Origin of the sequence: Actinoplanes sp. NPDC051861 (genome assembly GCF_040681145.1) — a bacterium.
Classification (GTDB): Bacteria; Actinomycetota; Actinomycetes; order Mycobacteriales; family Micromonosporaceae; genus Actinoplanes.
In genome coordinates this window covers 340,686-356,445 of the sequence record NZ_JBFAYE010000005.1, presented here as the reverse complement: position 1 = coordinate 356,445, position 15,760 = coordinate 340,686, and the positions used below count along the sequence as shown (strand labels likewise).

The 15,760-nt window shown below is 69.6% G+C and carries 11 protein-coding genes; 7 read left to right on the top strand and 4 right to left on the bottom strand.

Going from position 1 to position 15,760, the window contains the following annotated elements:
- Positions 1 to 13 precede the first annotated feature (13 nt).
- From AB0M02_RS18380 to AB0M02_RS18365, 4 genes are all read left to right on the top strand, one after another.
- The gene (locus AB0M02_RS18380; protein ID WP_364228179.1) at positions 14 to 787 is read left to right on the top strand and encodes a PIG-L family deacetylase; all 774 of its coding nucleotides are present in this window, start codon (positions 14 to 16) and stop codon (positions 785 to 787) included.
- On the top strand, positions 784 to 1,464 hold the full coding sequence (locus AB0M02_RS18375; RefSeq protein ID WP_364228178.1) for a hypothetical protein: 681 nt from the start codon (positions 784 to 786) through the stop codon (positions 1,462 to 1,464). Before AB0M02_RS18380 ends, AB0M02_RS18375 begins: the two co-directional genes overlap by 4 nt.
- Positions 1,464 to 2,681: a hypothetical protein gene (locus AB0M02_RS18370; RefSeq protein ID WP_364228176.1), complete on the top strand. Its 1,218-nt coding sequence runs from the start codon at positions 1,464 to 1,466 to the stop codon at positions 2,679 to 2,681. Before AB0M02_RS18375 ends, AB0M02_RS18370 begins: the two co-directional genes overlap by 1 nt.
- Positions 2,682 to 2,769: 88 nt before the next feature.
- Positions 2,770 to 4,371, top strand: coding sequence for a methyl-accepting chemotaxis protein (locus AB0M02_RS18365; protein WP_364228175.1), 1,602 nt, complete (start codon positions 2,770 to 2,772; stop codon positions 4,369 to 4,371).
- On the opposite strand, the gene AB0M02_RS18360 is transcribed toward AB0M02_RS18365, so the two are convergent.
- The 3 genes from AB0M02_RS18360 to AB0M02_RS18350 form a co-directional block, all read right to left on the bottom strand.
- Positions 4,365 to 6,338 (bottom strand): right-handed parallel beta-helix repeat-containing protein, encoded by a 1,974-nt coding sequence (locus AB0M02_RS18360; RefSeq protein ID WP_364228173.1) that lies wholly within the window; start codon positions 6,336 to 6,338, stop codon positions 4,365 to 4,367. The genes AB0M02_RS18365 and AB0M02_RS18360 overlap by 7 nt on opposite strands.
- A gap of 52 nt (positions 6,339 to 6,390) precedes the next feature.
- Positions 6,391 to 7,599: a glycosyltransferase family 39 protein gene (locus AB0M02_RS18355; protein WP_364228171.1), complete on the bottom strand. Its 1,209-nt coding sequence runs from the start codon at positions 7,597 to 7,599 to the stop codon at positions 6,391 to 6,393.
- Positions 7,600 to 7,676: 77 nt separating this feature from the next.
- Positions 7,677 to 8,492 carry an SAM-dependent methyltransferase gene (locus tag AB0M02_RS18350; protein ID WP_364228170.1) on the bottom strand — a complete coding sequence of 272 codons (816 nt, stop codon included), beginning with the start codon at positions 8,490 to 8,492 and terminating at the stop codon, positions 7,677 to 7,679.
- An 86-nt stretch (positions 8,493 to 8,578) separates the two neighbouring features.
- On the opposite strand from AB0M02_RS18350, the gene AB0M02_RS18345 reads away from it, so the two are divergent.
- Both AB0M02_RS18345 and AB0M02_RS18340 read left to right on the top strand, forming a co-directional pair.
- Positions 8,579 to 11,809 (top strand): GH92 family glycosyl hydrolase, encoded by a 3,231-nt coding sequence (locus tag AB0M02_RS18345; RefSeq protein ID WP_364228168.1) that lies wholly within the window; start codon positions 8,579 to 8,581, stop codon positions 11,807 to 11,809.
- Between the two features lie 195 nt (positions 11,810 to 12,004).
- Complete coding sequence (locus AB0M02_RS18340; RefSeq protein ID WP_364228167.1) at positions 12,005 to 12,730, top strand: hypothetical protein; 726 nt, start codon at positions 12,005 to 12,007, stop codon at positions 12,728 to 12,730.
- A 774-nt stretch (positions 12,731 to 13,504) separates the two neighbouring features.
- Here the strand turns inward: AB0M02_RS18340 and AB0M02_RS18335 are convergent.
- A complete protein-coding gene (locus tag AB0M02_RS18335) occupies positions 13,505 to 14,779 on the bottom strand; it encodes a DUF1479 domain-containing protein (protein WP_364228165.1) in 1,275 nt (424 codons plus the stop codon).
- A gap of 89 nt (positions 14,780 to 14,868) precedes the next feature.
- On the opposite strand from AB0M02_RS18335, the gene AB0M02_RS18330 reads away from it, so the two are divergent.
- On the top strand, positions 14,869 to 15,760 hold an 892-nt coding region (locus AB0M02_RS18330; protein WP_364228164.1), incomplete at its 3' end, for an ROK family transcriptional regulator.

Genomic DNA, 15,760 nt, shown 5'->3' with positions numbered 1-15,760 from the left:
CCACCCTCGGGGCATGAATCAGATCTCCGAACTCGGCACGATCCTCGGCGTCTGGGCGCACCCGGACGACGAGGCCTACCTCACGGGCGGCCTGATGGCGCTGGCCCGCGACGCCGGCTCCCGGGTGGTGTGCGTGACCGCCACCCGCGGTGAACTCGGTGGCGACCCGGCCCAGCGCACCGCGGAACTGCGGAACTGCCTGGACGTGCTCGGTGTCACCGAGCACCACTGGCTCGGATACCGCGACGGCGAATGCGGCCGGGTGCCGCCCTCCGGCGCGGTCGCCCGGCTCTGCGACCTCATCGACGAGATCCGCCCGGACACGGTGGTGAGCTTCGGCCCGGACGGCAACACCGGCCACCCCGACCACCAGGCCGTCGGCCGCTGGACCACCGCCGCGGTCGAGCACGCCGCACCCGCGCACACCCGGCTGCTGCAGTCCGCCGTCACCGACACCTGGGCCGAGCAGTGGCGCCCGGTCAACGACCGCTTCGACGTGTTCGCACCCGGCTACCCGGTCACCCACCCGTCCTCCGGCCTGGCCCTGCACCTCGCCCTCGACCCGGCAACCGTCGAACGCAAGGTGCGCGCGCTGGCCGCCCAGCACACCCAGACCGCCGTCCTGATCGAGGCGATGGGCCTGGACGAGTACGCCGCGTGGGTCACCGACGAGGCCTTCACCGAACAGCGGAGTGACCTCAGTGGACCGTTCCCCCTAACCTGTGAACACTGCTGGTGGGACTTCGAACACGCACGGTGGCAGTGCGGGGGACGCGGGGGTGCATGACTCGGACACGCGTGTGGTTGCTGATCGCCGCCGCGGTCATGGTGGCCGCCGCGCTCGGCGGGGCGATGGCCGTCTTCTCCCCCGGCGTGGTGCTCGCCTCGATCGGCGGCGTCGCGGGGGCAGCCCTGGTGGCCTACCTGAGCCAGGACGGCCCCAAGCAGTTGCAGGCGGCCCTGACCCGCCGCCGCGAACAGCGCGAGGAACTCACGACCGAGCCACTCAGCTGGAGCAGCCGGATCAAGGACCTGGACTACGTCGTGCTGACCGAGCCCGACGGCCGGACCGTCGACGTCCCGGCCAGCGGGCACACCGTCCAGGTCGTGGTCACCGGTCAGGCCGCCGCACCCGTGCTGATCACCGGTATGCGTGCCGAGGTGGTCGGCCGCCACGACAGCGACGGCGATCTGGCGCCGCAGATGGGATCGCTTCCGGTGCGCCCGTTCCGCGTGGATCTCGACGGGCACCCCGCGGTCCGCCCGGCCGGGGACACCGACTTCCCCTACCGGGTGGAGCGGGACGAGACCGAGGTCTTCGACCTGGCGGTGCACACCGGCACGGGTGACGTGCGGTGGTTCCTCTGGCTGGACTGGTCCACTCGCGGCCGCACCGGCTCGCTGCGGGTCGACGCCGGTGGGCTCCCGTTCCGGACCGTCGCCCGGGACCAGGTCGCCGGCTGATGGGACTTCTCGACCGGTTCTTCCGCCGCGAAGCCGTGCCGCCCCGCGAAACCGTGCCGCCCCGTCCGATCGCGCAGTCCTCCCAGGTCACCGCTCACCTCGAGCAGCGTCCGCAGCGGACGATCCCGGTACAGGGCCGTCCGGACAGCGCACCGTATCGAGCCGAACTCGCCGTTCACAGTCACATGGCCCTGGTCGTCTCGCCGGGCGACGACGTCGGTCCCGAAGGCCGCTGGATTCCCGCCACCGGGCACAACGTCATCCTCACCATCACCGCTCCCGCGAGCGGACCGGCGTCCCTTCGGTCGGTCGCCGCCACGCCGCTGTCGAACGACCGCTTCTCCCGCTTGCCGACGATGTACCTGAGCCCGTCGCCATACCGGGAGGCACTGATCGCCTACGAGCCGTTTCGAGCGCCCGCGGAGCGATCGGCCGCCGCATACCGGCCACTCGCGCAGCCGGACGTGGTGGTCCTTCTCGACGCCGACCCGCCGGCCGCCACCTGGGTACGGGCCGGACCGCTGTCGTTCGTCGTCGCCGCCGGCAAGACCGGCATCCTGGTCGTCGCCCCGGTCACCGGCACCCCGACCTGGCGGCGGTGGCGACTGACCTGCGAGATCAGCCACGCCGGCCGGGTCGACACCTGGTACTGGGATCTCGACGTCACCGCGCTCTCGTCGAGCGATCCGGTTGAGGGCCGCCCTCGATCCATGCCGGTTCACGAGCTCTATCCGGACCACTGGGACCCGGCGGTGACCGCGAACCGGGCGCTGCTCCTGCGGCGGCAGGGCCGCTTGGACGAGGCCGAACGGGTGCTGCGCGACGACCTCGGCGCCGAGTCCGCCGAGCCCCGGTTCCTCCGCCGGCTGAGGTACGCAGAGTTCCTGCTCAACGACCGTCAGGACACGCCGCGGGGGATGGACGCGCTGCGTGACGCGGTCGACGACGACACCATTCCGGCGTCCTCCCTGGACCAGGCGGTCGGCAACCTCGGTCCGCACATCGAGGCGCTCACCGAGGACGGCGAACTCGGCAACGCGGTACGCGCCGCCACGGTCCGGGTCGCCGCGCTCCGTAAGCTCCACGCGCTGGACCCGGCGCGGCGGGCGGAGTTCGACGAGGCCCTGGAGCACCTGGTTTTCCTCACCAACCTGACCGGGGACTGGCAGACCGGGCGGGACGCGATGGCGGAACTGGTGGATCTGCGGGCGAGTTGAGCGGGTTGCCCAGGTGTCCGACGGTTCGGCGCCTGAGCTGCACCTGAACCGATCTCACCCGCTCTCCCGGAAGGTCGATGAAAAGGGTGTGACGATTCTGACCCGTATGCGTCTCGGCGTGCGCCTGGCTGTGGCCTTCGCCGTCGTTGTCGGACTTTTGCTGGTGATGATGGCCGTGGCGCTGGCGACCTCGTCGCGACAGCAGTCGGCGGCCGGGCACATGGAGCGAGCGCAGAAGCTCGTCGCCGCGGTGAAGGACGCGAAGTTCTCCGCCGCCGACTTCAACGGCTGGCAGACGGCGTACGCCTTCGACGCCTTGCGCGGGGTCAAGGACGCCGCTCAGGACACCGGCTCGTCGCGTGCGGCCTTCCTGGCGTCGGTGGAGACGTTCCGGGCGCGTACCGAGGCGGCCACCGGGCTGACCGGCACCGCGGCGATCCAGCAGGACCTGGGGCAGATCACCACGGTGCTCGACGAGTTCATGACGGTCGACCAGCAGATCGCCCAGCTTTACGGGGCCGGCTCCGACAAGGCGGCCAACGCGCTCGTCCTCGGCAAGGAGATCGAGCTGTTCCACAGCATCAGTGAGCTGCTGGACCGGGTGGCGACCGCGGCCGACGCCGAGTTCGCCGCGGCGCAGCGTGACGCCGCCGCCGCACACGACTCCGGCTCCCGCCTGGTGTGGGGCGTGGGCATCGGCGCGTCCGTGCTCGCCGTGCTGCTGGCCGTGATGGTCACCGTCTCGGTGACCCGGCCGGTCGAGAAGGTACGCCGGCGGCTCGCGCTGCTGGCCGACGGCGACCTGTCGACGCCGGTCGAGGTGACCGGCCGCGACGAGGTGGCGGCGATGGCCGGTGCGCTGGTCCGCAGCCTGGACTCGCTCGGCGGCGTGATGCGCACGATCGACGAGTCGTCGGCCTCGCTGGCCGCCGCGGCCGAGCAGATGTCGGCCACCTCCACCCAGATCGCCGCCTCCGCGGAGGAGTCCGCCGTGCAGGCGCAGGCCGTTGCCAACGCGGCGAACCAGGTGTCCACCAACGTGCAGACCGTCTCCGCGGGCAGCGAGGAGATGGGTGCCTCGATCCGCGAGATCGCGCACTCCACCAGCGAGGCCGCCGCCGTCGCCGGCTCGGCCGTGCAGGCCGCCCAGGCCGCCAACGAGACCGTCGCCTCGCTCGGCGAGTCGTCCCGGGAGATCAGCGAGGTGGTGAAGGTGATCACCGCGATCGCCGAGCAGACCAACCTGCTGGCGCTGAACGCGACCATCGAGGCGGCCCGCGCCGGTGAGATGGGCAAGGGCTTCGCGGTGGTGGCCGGTGAGGTGAAGGACCTGGCCGAGGAGACGGCGCGGGCGACCGCCGACATCATCCGCCGGGTCGACGCGATCCAGAGCGGCACGAGCAGCGCGGTGGCGGCCATCGGGGAGATCGCCACGGTCATCGGCAAGGTCAGCGATTACCAGACCACGATCGCCTCGGCGGTCGAGGAGCAGACTGCCACGACCGCCGAGATGAACCGCAGCGTCTCCGACACGGCGATGAGCGCCGAGGAGATCGCGACCAACGTGGCCACCGTCGCGCTGGCCGCCCAGCAGACCACCGAGGGCGTCACCCAGGCGCAGCAGGCGACCGCGGAGCTGGCCAGCATGTCGGCCAACCTCCGGACGCTGGTCTCACACTTCCGTTACTGAACCCAGATACGCACGCGACTGCCGCCGGACCGGAGGGAAGCCACTGGGCCGGCGGCATAGTCGTGCCCGGGTTCCTTGCGCGTGCCGGTCAGGTCGACGTCGAGGACGGCCGGGCTGCCGTCGCGCTCCTCGAAGTCGGCGTCGGCGATGCGTACCCTCTCCAGATCCTGACCGGTGATCAGGCCGACCCGGACCTGGTCGAACGCCTCGGGCAGGTCGGACACCAGGTAGACCCCGTCGTCCCCGGTCACGACGGACGCGCTGCCGGCGTCGAGGACGAGCGGGCCGGTCTCGCCGCTGAACGGCTTCGCGCCGGCCGCGTACACGTTGCCGCGCGCGTACACCGCCTGCTTGACGTGCAGGAAGCGCTGGTGGTCGCCGGGCGGCTGCTCGGCCAGGCGCGCGAGATAGTCCTCGAACGACGCCGGGTGGCCGTCGTAGGCGGCCGTGCCGGCGAAGGCCGGCGCGACACCCTCCGCCTCGCGTGCGTACGCGACAGCAGGGTCCCCACCGACGAACACATTGCCGACCCACCGGTCGTCACCGCCCCAGATCACGGCATAGCCCGCCACCTGGGTGCTGTGCGGGCGGTGGTACGGCGTGGCCCGGTCCATGACCGGCTCGACGCGCACCGTGCCGAGCACGAGGTTGTTGACGAACGCCCCGCCCTGGCTGAACGACTCGAACGAGGCCGGCGAGCCGAGGACGTTGTGCTCCACCAGGTACGGCCCGTGGCTGACCTCGATGAACAGGTCGCGGCTGTTGCTGTGGAAGACGTTGCGGGACACCCGCGTGCCCTGTGTCTGCCAGTCCAGCCACGTGCCCAGCGAGCAGTCGTGGATGTGGTTGTGCCGGATCTCGACATCGACGGCCGCGTGCAGTTTGATGCCGCCGATCTCGTACCCGTAGAACTCGCGCTTGAGCGCGATGTTGTAGATGTGGTTGTCCTCGATCGTCGAGAAGACGCAGCCGAGGTGACCGACGATGCCGTTCTGCCCGCAGTCGTGGATGGTGTTGCGGCGGATGATGTGCGACCCGATGTGCTCTTTGTCCCAGCCGATCTGCCGGGCCGAGAAGACCGACTCGAGCTGGTACTGGTAGCCGGGCTTGTCGCCGCGCTGCGAGGCGTAGTTGTGGCCGGTCGACGCCTCCTTGCCGATCGAGATGGCCGAGCATTTCGCGTCGTGGATGTGGTTGTCCTCGATGATCCAGCCCTTGGCCCAGTTCGGGCCGATCAGTCCGGGCTGGTCGGCGGTCGGCGGCGTCCACGGGCAGGCGGCCTGCGCCAGCTCGAAACCGCGCACGGTGATGTAGTCCAGGTGCGGCTGGAGGGGGTAGAAGACCGAGCGGCGTACGTTGATCTCGACGAGCTCGGTGTTGGGGTCGGCTCCCTGGAAGTTCGCCCAGATCGTGGTCTCGCTGTTGCCGACCTCGGCGTACCAGACATGCCGGGTTTGTCCGACGTTGACGACCGGGACCGTGACGCCGGTCCAGTTGTCGATCACCTCAGTTCGTTCCGCAGCCTGTCCGACCTCGTCACGGCTGGACACCTCGTAGAAGCTCAGGCCGTTGAGATAGACATCACCCAGGTGCTTATGAGCCGATTTTTCGGGATAAACGATCCAGTCGCCGGTGACCTCCTCGGCGAACGGGTTGAAGTCGCCGAACAGCGCGTTCGGCACGCTCACCCGCCAGACCGTCCCGCCCTCGGAGGTCCAGCCGGTGACCCGCTCCGACCCCTTGATCACGACGTGCTCACCCTCGGCGGCCGTGTACGTGATCCGCCGCGTGTCGCTGAGCCCGCCGCGCCGCGGGACCACCCACTCCCGGTACTCCCCGGCGTGCACGACCACGGTGTCCCCGGCACGGGCCAGCGCCGCCGCCTGGTTGATCGTGCGCAACGGCCGGCTCTCCGAACCGTCGCCGTCGTCGGATCCGGTGGTAGCCACGTGCAACAGCGATGTCATGTCCTGCGGCCCTCTCTGCGCGGGTTGGTCCTGCCGCCCCCAGTATTCAAGGTCAGATGGCTTGCCCGGAGATGAACGGGAGCCATCCCGCGTACCAGCCGGAGAGCAGGGCGAGCGTGCCGAGGACGATGGCCAGGTCGCGGTTCGGCGCCCGGGCCAGGGCGATGGCCGGCACCAGGAGCACGGTGAAGGCGGGCAGCAGATGGCGGCCCATCATCGAGATGTGGGCGTGCGAGCCGGCCGCCAGGACCAGCGTCGCGGCGGCGTACACCGTCAGCTGCCACGGCGCCCGGAAGACCATCAGCAGGAGCAGCATGATGAAGCCGCCGAGGATCAGCACGGACAGGATGCGGATCGGTTTGTTGGCGTTGTCGTCGCCGACGCCGATCATGATGTCGGCCACCGTCTGCCACGTCGACGCGCCGTAGTCCCACCAGGCGCTGAAGTTGTCACGATGGATCCCGAAATAGCGGGATACGCCACCCAGGCGGGCTGACGCGAACGCGATATAGGCGAGCAGGCCCGCCGGGGCGAGAAACATCGCAGCGTACGGGCGCCAGCCGCCCCGCCGGGTCACGGCGGCGATGAGCGCCGCCAGACCGACGGTGCCGATCAGCGCGGCGGCGTTGGGTCTGCTCAGGCCGCTCACTCCGGCGAGCAGGCCGGCCAGCACCCAGCGCTCCTTGAGCACCGCCCACAGCGCCCACGCCGCCAGCGCGGTGAACAGCGACTCGGTGTAGGCGCCGTTCTGTGTCAGGGCCGCGGGTGCGACCGCCCACAGCCCGGCGAGCAGGACACCGGTGCGGTGGTCGCGGACGTGCCGGCCGACGGCGTAGATGCCCCAGGCCGCCGCGATGGCGGAGAGGAAGGAGACGATCAGGCAGGCCGTGACGGGGGAGATGAACGGCAGGTACGTCAGCGGCCGGGCCAGCCAGGGGTAGAGCGGGAAGAACATCAGGCGCAGCTCGTACGGCACACCGTCGGCGTCGACCGCACCCACCGGGCCGCCCAGGCCGCTGCCGGCGACCTTCACGTACCACCGCGCGTCCCAGGACACGAGCGCGTCCATCATGGACGTGAAGCTGCGCCAGATGTGGTTGACCGAGCCGTCGGGATAGATCTGCCGGCCCGGTGCTCTCGCCTGGGCGTGCGCCGCGAGCACGTACATGACCTCGAGGCTGATCATGCGCAGCAGCAGGTAGAGCCCGATGGCGGGGGCCGCTGCCCGTAGACCCGTCAGAGCTTTCGGGGCGGTAACCACAGCTTCTTTGTCGAGGACTTCCGGGAGCGCTCCCACTGGCTCAGATTAATAGACAGAAGTCACTGTGCGCTATCTCTCTACGACTTACGGCCGACCGCCGTCCACACGTTGATGTCGGAGCGGTCGGGGATCTCGGCGCCCGGCTCCGGCCGCCACTCGCTGGCCGGGACCACACCGGGATCGATCAGCTCGAGACCGTCGAAGAGTTCGGTGAACTCGTCCTTGCCGCGGGTCCAGACGTCGGACTTACCCTGCGCGATCAGCTGCTGATACAGCGCCTGCTGCTCGGGGGTCCCGAAGTCCGACGTCGCGTGCGTGGCGACCAGGTAGCTGCCCGGCGGCAGCGCGTCGAGCAGGCGGGTCACGATCGGCTTGGCCGCGCCGTCGCCGTGGATGAAGTGCAGGACGGCGATCAGCATGAGGCCGACCGGCTCGCCCAGGTCGAGCGTGTCGTGCAGCGCCGCGTGGCCGAGGATCGCCTCGGGGTCGTTGAGGTCGGCCTCGATGTACGCCGTGCGCCCCTCGGGGCTGCTGTTGAGCAGGGCCCGGGCGTGCGTCATGACGAGCGGGTCGTTGTCCACGTACACGATCCGGCTCTCCGGCGCGTGGCGCTGCGCCACCTCGTGCGTGTTGTCGGCGGTCGGCAGGCCGGTGCCGATGTCGAGGAACTGCCGGATCCCGGCCTGTTCGGCGAGGAAGCGGGTGGCGCGCTGCAGCAGTGCGCGGTTGGCCAGCGCGCCGAGCCGCACCTTCGGGAAGTGCCGCTGCAGCTCATCGCCCGAGGCGCGGTCGGCGGCGAAGTTGTCCTTGCCGCCGAGCCAGTAGTTGTAACGCCGGGCGGGATGTGCCTGGGTCGGATCGATGCCACGGGTGACAGCGCTGGTCTCGTCCACATGAGAAAGATACCGTCAGCGGCACGCTTTGTTGATCACCCGGCCGGACATTGACGTTGTTTGATGGAAAGTTTACTGTCCGGCGCATGAGGTCGAGGGCGTCCATTCTGATCCTGCTGTTGACCATCGGTCTCGGTGCGGCCGTCGCCTCCCCGGCGGCCGCGGCGCCCGGTGACTTCGTGACCGGTTTCGAGGCCGGTGAACCGCAGCCGACCTGGCAGAACACGGTCGAGTCCAGTTCCGGGGTCGGCGGCTACTGCTGCGGGCTGACCGGGATGGAGAGCGGCGTCCGTGCCGAGCGCGGGCACACCGGGACGTCGGCGCTGATGTACTCCGGCAACGACACGAGCACGACGTCGTCGTACTCGTACAATCGGATCTTTGATGTTGATCTTGCAGTGACGGCGACGAGTGCGCTGTCCTACTGGATCTACCCGCAGTCGGGCGGGCACCTCGACGTCGCGGTCGACCTGATCTTCACGGACGGCAGCACGCTGCGGGAGTCCGGCGCGGTCGACCAGAACGGCGTGCGGATGCACCCGGCGTTCCAGGGCAGCGGGTCGGTGCTCGGCTTCGACCGGTGGAACTACGTGACGTCGGCGATCGGTGACCATGTCGCCGGAAGGACGATCGACCGGATCCTGATCGGTTACGACCAGCCGGCCAACACCGGGACGTTCCGCGGGTACCTCGACGACCTGGCGGTCACCACGACCGCGCCGCCGGCACGCCTGTCCGATCTCGTCGACACCCGCCGCGGCTCGAACTCGGAGCCCGGCTACTCGCGCGGCAACACGTTCCCGGGCACCACGGTCCCGAACGGCTTCAACTTCTGGACGCCGATCACGAACGGTAACAGCGACAGCTGGCTCTATCAGTACAGCGCTACCACTGTGCAGGGCTTCGGCGTGAGCCATCAGCCCAGTCCGTGGATCGGTGACTACAGCCAGTTGCAGGTCATGCCGATGACGGGTGCGGTGAAGACGACGCCGGACGCGCGGAGGTCGACGTTCAGCCACGGCAACGAGGTGGCTCGGGCGCACTACTACAGGACGCGGCTCGACACGTACGGCATCACGGCGGAGATGACGCCGACTGATCACGCCGGCGTGATGCGATTCGGCTTCCCGGCCACCTCGGAGGCGGTGATCGTCTTCGACACGATCGATAGCGTGGCGGGGTCGATAACGGTCAATCAGGCGGCCCGCACGATCACCGGATACCTCAATCACAAGGGGCCGAGGCTGTACTTCTCGGCGACGGTCGACAAGGCGATCACGGCGACCGGCAACGTCAGCGGGCAGGGCACGACCAGCTGGATCCGGTTCGCGACGGCCGCGAACGAGCAGGTCACGCTCCGGATGGCGACCTCATACCTGAGCGTGGCTCAAGCGAGTGCGAATCTCGCGCAAGAGGTGGGTTCCAAGAGCTTCGATACGGTACGGGAGGAGGCTGCCGCTTTGTGGGACACCACCCTGGGCAGGGTGGCCATCGAGGGCGCATCCACTGATCGTCTGGTCACGTTCTACTCCAACATGTACCGGGCGTTCATGTACCCGAACAACATGTCCGAGGACGTGGGCGGTGTGCGGAAGTACTTCAGCCCGTACGACAACCAGGTGCACGACGGGCAGATGTACGTGAACAACGGCTTCTGGGACACGGCCCGTGCGGTGTGGCCGTTGTACACGCTGCTCACGCCGACGCGGACCGGGGAGATGCTGGACGGGTTCGTGAACGCGTACAAGTACGGCGGCTGGACGCCACGATGGTCGGGGCCGGGCTACATCGACATCATGGTGGGCACGAACCAGGACCTCGCGTTCGCGGACGCGTACGTCAAGGGGGTGCGCAACTTCGACTACCGGGCCGCGTACGCCTCGATGGTCAAGAACGCCTCGGTGTACTCGAACTCCGGCTCCCGCGGACGCAAGGGCCTTGAGGTGTCGACGTTCAAGCGGTACGTGCCGACGGACGTCCGTGGTGAGTCGGCGTCGTGGACCCTGGAGGACGCGAACAACAACTTCGGGATCGCCCAGCTCGGCCGGGCGCTCGGGTTCACCGAGGACGCCGCGTACTTCGAGAACCGGGCACTCGACTACGCCAACCTGTGGTCGCCGTCGGTCGGGTTCTTCCGGGGGAAGCAGAGCAACGGCTCCTGGCGTACGTCTGACGCGTCTTTCCGCCCCCAGGAGTGGGGATACGAGTTCACCGAGGGCGCGCCCTGGCACTACGCGACACCGGCACCGCAGGACCCGCAGGGCATGGCCAACCTGTACGGCGGCCGCGCCCAGCTCTCCGCGAAGATCGACTCAGTCTTCGCCGCCTCCCGCGACTACCTGCCCGGCAGCTACGGCGGCGTCATCCACGAGATGCGCGAGGCCTACGACACGAACATGGGCCAGTACGCCCACCCCAACGAGCCGATCCACCACATGCTCTACATGTACAACTACGCCGGCACCCCGTCGAAGACCCAGAACCGTGTCCGCGACGTCCTCACCAAGCTGTACGGCTCAGGCGCGGGCAACGGCGGCGGCTACCTCGGCGACGAGGACAACGGCCAGATGTCCGCCTGGTACGTCTTCAGTGCCCTGGGCTTCTACCCGGCCCGCATGGGCAGCACCGACTACACGATCGGCGCACCCCTGCACCCGAAGGCGACCATCAACCTGGAGAACGGCCGCGCGTTCACCGTCGAGGCCCCCGGCGTCAGCGACACGAACCGCTACATCCAGAGCGCGACCCTGAACGGCGTCGCGTACACGAAGAACTACCTCACCCACGCCGACCTGCTGGCCGGCGGCACCCTGCGCTTCACGATGGGCCCCTCACCGTCGTCCTGGGGCTCGGCCACCACCGACGTCCCGCCCTCGATCACCTCAGGCACCACGGCACCGCGCCCTCTCGTCGACCGCGCCACCGGCGGCACGATCGTGGCCAGCGGCGAGAACGCCCCCAACGAGACAGCCGCCAAACTCGTGGACGACACCTCACTGACCAAGTGGCTGGCCTTCCAGAACACCGCCACCCTCGAATACCGCCTCCCCGCCGCCGCCACGGTCCGCCAATACACCCTCACCTCAGGCGACGACGCCCCCGAACGCGACCCACGCAGCTGGACACTTCAGGGCTCCTCGGACGGCGTCACCTGGACCACACTGGACACCCGCACCAACCTCGACTTCTCCGACCGCCGCCAGACCCGAGCCTTCACCATCCCCAACACCACCTCCTACCCCCGCTACCGCCTCCAGCTGACCACCAACCACGGCGCCGCCCAAACCCAACTGGCGGAATGGGAGCTCCTTGGCTGAACCGCCTCGTCAACGTCTCCAGGTGACCACCAACCACGGCGCCGCCCAAACCCAACCGGCGGAATGGGAGCTCCTCGGCTGAACACCGACCCCGCCACTGCCTCCAGGCAACCACCAGCCAGCCGAGTGGGAGCTCCTCGGCTGAAACCGATCGGGCGATGACACCACACCGCCGTCTCGTGTGGAATGTCGATCATGTGGGCGACGGTGGAACAGGCCAGCTGGGTGGCCGCCATCGTCGCCCTGATCACGTCTGTCTTCTTCTACCGAGCCTCGAACCGCGCCACTCTCGCCCAACAGCGTCGCATCGAACTGCTCCTGCGCGTCATCGCCCAGAACACCGGCGACCAGGCAACCATCGACGCCATGCTCGCCGAAGCCGCCGACTCGGAGAAGGCGGCCTCCCAGTGGCGCCTGCAGGCAACGAGATGGGCCCGCGCCACGCTCGGAGCCCTGATCGCCCCGGTGCTCATCGGAGCCTACGTAGCTTCCGCCCTGATGTTCGCCACCACCGAAGTACACGGCTTCGAGCCAACCACCGGCGCCAAACCAATCGTGGAACACGTCCGCTGCACCGGCTGGCTCGACTGCTCCCGCCGCCGCGCCACCAGCTTCATCTGGCACACCGACACCACAGTCCGAACCATCGAAGCCGAACTGACCGCCGACCGCCGCGAGGACTTCCACACCTTCACCGCAACAGTCCTGGTCAAACCCCACGACAACTGCAAAGCCGGCTTCCGCTGGACGATCAGCGTCGCCGGCACCCCCGCAGCCTCCGGCGAAGGCGACGCAAAAATCGACACCCCAGTCAAAACAACCACCGCCAGCATCCAGCTCTCAGCCTCCCGCCTCGACACCAACCCTTGCGAAGCCGACCTGGTACTCCAAAGACCCGTCCTCGACCACGACACCTTTTAGACACTCTTCCGGGCCGCGCTCTGGGACCGGCCGCCGCCGTCCAAGACTCTGGCCATCCGGGCCATGACCGGTGGCCGCCGCCGGCCGCACGTCCTGTCGCGCTCTGGGACCGACTGCCGCTGTTCAAACCCTGGCCATCCGGGCCACGATCGGTGGCCGCCGCCGGCCGCACGTCCTGAGCTACCGGCCGACGTGCCCGAGTTCGACCCGAGACCGGCACCTGCGCCCGGCGCCCGGCGCCCGGCGCCCGGCGCACTGAGTGTTTCGCTGCAACGCGGAACATCACTGCGGTTCTGCCGACCGTGAGTTTCCGCATCCACGTTGTTTCCGGGCTTGGGCCGGACGCGGGGCCGTGGTGGATCTTGCGGGTGTCGGCGAGTGGGTGCCGGTCGTGCCGATCGCCCGCGACACACGGCGGCTACGCCGGCGGCGCCGGCCGGGCTGCTCGCCCGCCCCGTCCCGCGCGCTGCCTCGGCTCGCTTGCCCAACCCGGCTCCCCGCCCGACGCGTTCCTAACCCGCAAGATTCGGCTCCTCGCCCGACGTCGTTCCTCGCCCGGCCAGGCCGCTCGCCCCAGTCCCGCCCGCGCCCGGCTCCTCGCGGGGCTGGGTTGCTCGCGGGGGCTGGGTTGCTGGCGGGGGCTGGGTTGCTGGCGGGGGCTGGGTTGCTCGCGTGGGCCGGGTTGCTCGCGTGGGCTCGGGCTGCTCGCCTGGGTTGGGCTGCTCGCGTGGGCTCGGGCGGCCGGTGGCTGGTGCTGCGGCCGGGGGCGGAGTCTTACAGCAGGCCCAGGCCGCGGCGGCCGATTTCGTTCAGGTCGGTGATCTGGAAACGGTTCGGCCAGTTTGTCTCGTAGTGCTCGGCGGGGAAGTCGCTCGGGCTCTCGCCCTTCTTGAACGCGTCGCGCACCTTCGCCGCATACGCCTCGTTGCGGGGGCACCAGGGGGCGGCCGGGATGTACATGACGTTGCCCCAGCCCTTCTGCGCCTCGACCGGGGCCACGCTGTGGATCATGTCGCAGTGCCACCAGACGGAGTCGCCGGCTCGCACGTTCGGGATGCCGGTCAGGGCCTCCATGAGCGGAGCATGCCACTTGTGGCCGGCGGGGAAGACCTGGTTGACGGTTACACCGCACATGTCGTCGTCGGGGACGTCGGGTAGCAGAGGACGCAGCATGAGATAGGCCATCGCCTCGGGGATCGGGACGGTGTGCAGGACGCCCTGGTCGTGGTCCATGTCGGACAGGGCGGTCCAGCCCTGGAACGTGCGGAACGCCGAGCACATGGTGGAGCCCGGATATTGCGGGCCGGATGTGCGGTGAGCGGCGTCCCACGGGTCGTAGTCCTCGACGCTGCCGTCGAACAGGTGCCGGAAGGCCTGCTGGTAGGCCTGGGTCATCCACAGGTCGAGCGTGCCGGGGTCGAGGTGCGTGCCGAGGCCCGCTGAGTCGGCGCCCTCGGGGCGGCGGCGGATCCGGTCGGGGTAGAGCGAGTCACGGTCCGGGTCGAACCACCGCACGCCGCCGGACTCGTGCTTCCACTGGCTGTTGAGGAAGGCCTGCACGGCGGCCATCCGCTCGCTCTGCCGCGCCTGCATCTGGGCCGGTGACCAGTAGATCGGGTAGATCTCGGGCTTCGACCCGACGCTGCCGAAGAAGTCGTCGCCGGGCCCGCGGTAGTCCTCGAAGAAGTTGTTGCTCTCGACATAGTCAACGATGCCGGCGTCCCAACCCAGGGCCTGGTCGCGCTCGAAGTGCCCGCGCACGACAAGACAGCCGCGGCGGCGCAGCAGGGCGACCTGCTCGGCGGAGACGGTGCCGTTGGCGATGTCCGCGTAGTCGATGACCGGCCACACCGACTCCCCGCGACGGCGGGCGGCGGTGATGTCGTCGACCGCGTCCTGGACGCGCTGCTCGACGACGGCGAACACCTCCTCGACTGTCCGGCCCGACGCGGCGATGCGCTCCCGCAACGCGGCCTTGATCTCGCGGGTGGCGGCGCGGAGGTCGGCGGGAGTCTCCTCCCAGTGCGGCAGCTCGGTGGTGGTCGACATGTCGGCACCTTTCAAGTCAGGTCGGCTTACTTGAAAAATCATACGGTGGGGCTTCCTTCTAGGCAAGAGCCTTGACTAGAATGGCGGGCATGGAATCCGCCAAGCCGTCGCAGGACATGCTCAGGTCACTGACCGACGAGCACGTCCTGCGCGCGCTGATGCTGCACCGCCGCCTCACCCGGGCCGAGCTGGCCACGGAGATCGGCATCTCCAAGCCGACCGCCGGCGAGAGCGTCCGCCGGCTGACCGAGCGCGGGCTGGTCGCCGACACCGGTGAGCGCACGCAGGGCGGGCGGGGCCGGGGCCGCGTGGGTTCCTATTACGCGCTGGATCCCGGCGTCGGCGTCGCGCTCGCGGTCACCATCGCCCCGGACGGGGTGGTGGCGGAGGGTCTGAGCGTCTACGGCGAAATCGTGGCCCGGTCGACCCGGCCGATCGACCGGCCGGCCCGTCCGGCCCAGGTCTCCGAGGCTCTGACCTCCGCGGTCACCGACGTGCTCGAGCGCGCGCGGGTCCCGTTCCCGCCGCACGGCCTGATCACCGGGCAGCCGGCCCGCCTGGCGGTCGTCGGCGCCGCCGACCCGGTGGACCGCGCCACCGGCCGCCTGGTCCAGCTGCCCGACGCGCCGTTCCTGGTGGGCGAGCTCGACCCGCCCGCCATCCTCGCCCCGCTGGTCGACGGCCCGGTCGTCGTCGACAACGACGTCAACTGGGCGGCCCTGGCCGAGCGTGACCGTGCCGGAGACGCGGCGCCGAGGGATTTCGCCTACCTCTACCTGGACGAGGGCCTGGGCTGCGCGATCGTCAACGACGGCGAGATCCGCCGCGGCGGCGCGGGCCTGACCGGCGAGATCGCCCATCTGCTCACCGCCGGCCCCGACGGCCGGGCGGTCCGCTTCATCGAACTGTTCGGCGCCCTTGGCCTGCGCCGCTCAGGCTCCACCGCGATCGACGTCGCCCGCCTCTTGACCGCCAGGGATG

Coding starts and splice junctions, on each gene's coding strand:
- AB0M02_RS18345 (WP_364228168.1), top strand. CDS start 8,579: ATGAGGTCGAGGGCGTCCATTCTGATCCTGCTGTTGACCATCGGTCTC.
- AB0M02_RS18380 (WP_364228179.1), top strand. CDS start 14: ATGAATCAGATCTCCGAACTCGGCACGATCCTCGGCGTCTGGGCGCAC.
- AB0M02_RS18340 (WP_364228167.1), top strand. CDS start 12,005: ATGTGGGCGACGGTGGAACAGGCCAGCTGGGTGGCCGCCATCGTCGCC.
- AB0M02_RS18360 (WP_364228173.1), bottom strand. CDS start 6,338: ATGACATCGCTGTTGCACGTGGCTACCACCGGATCCGACGACGGCGAC.
- AB0M02_RS18335 (WP_364228165.1), bottom strand. CDS start 14,779: ATGTCGACCACCACCGAGCTGCCGCACTGGGAGGAGACTCCCGCCGAC.
- AB0M02_RS18370 (WP_364228176.1), top strand. CDS start 1,464: ATGGGACTTCTCGACCGGTTCTTCCGCCGCGAAGCCGTGCCGCCCCGC.
- AB0M02_RS18375 (WP_364228178.1), top strand. CDS start 784: ATGACTCGGACACGCGTGTGGTTGCTGATCGCCGCCGCGGTCATGGTG.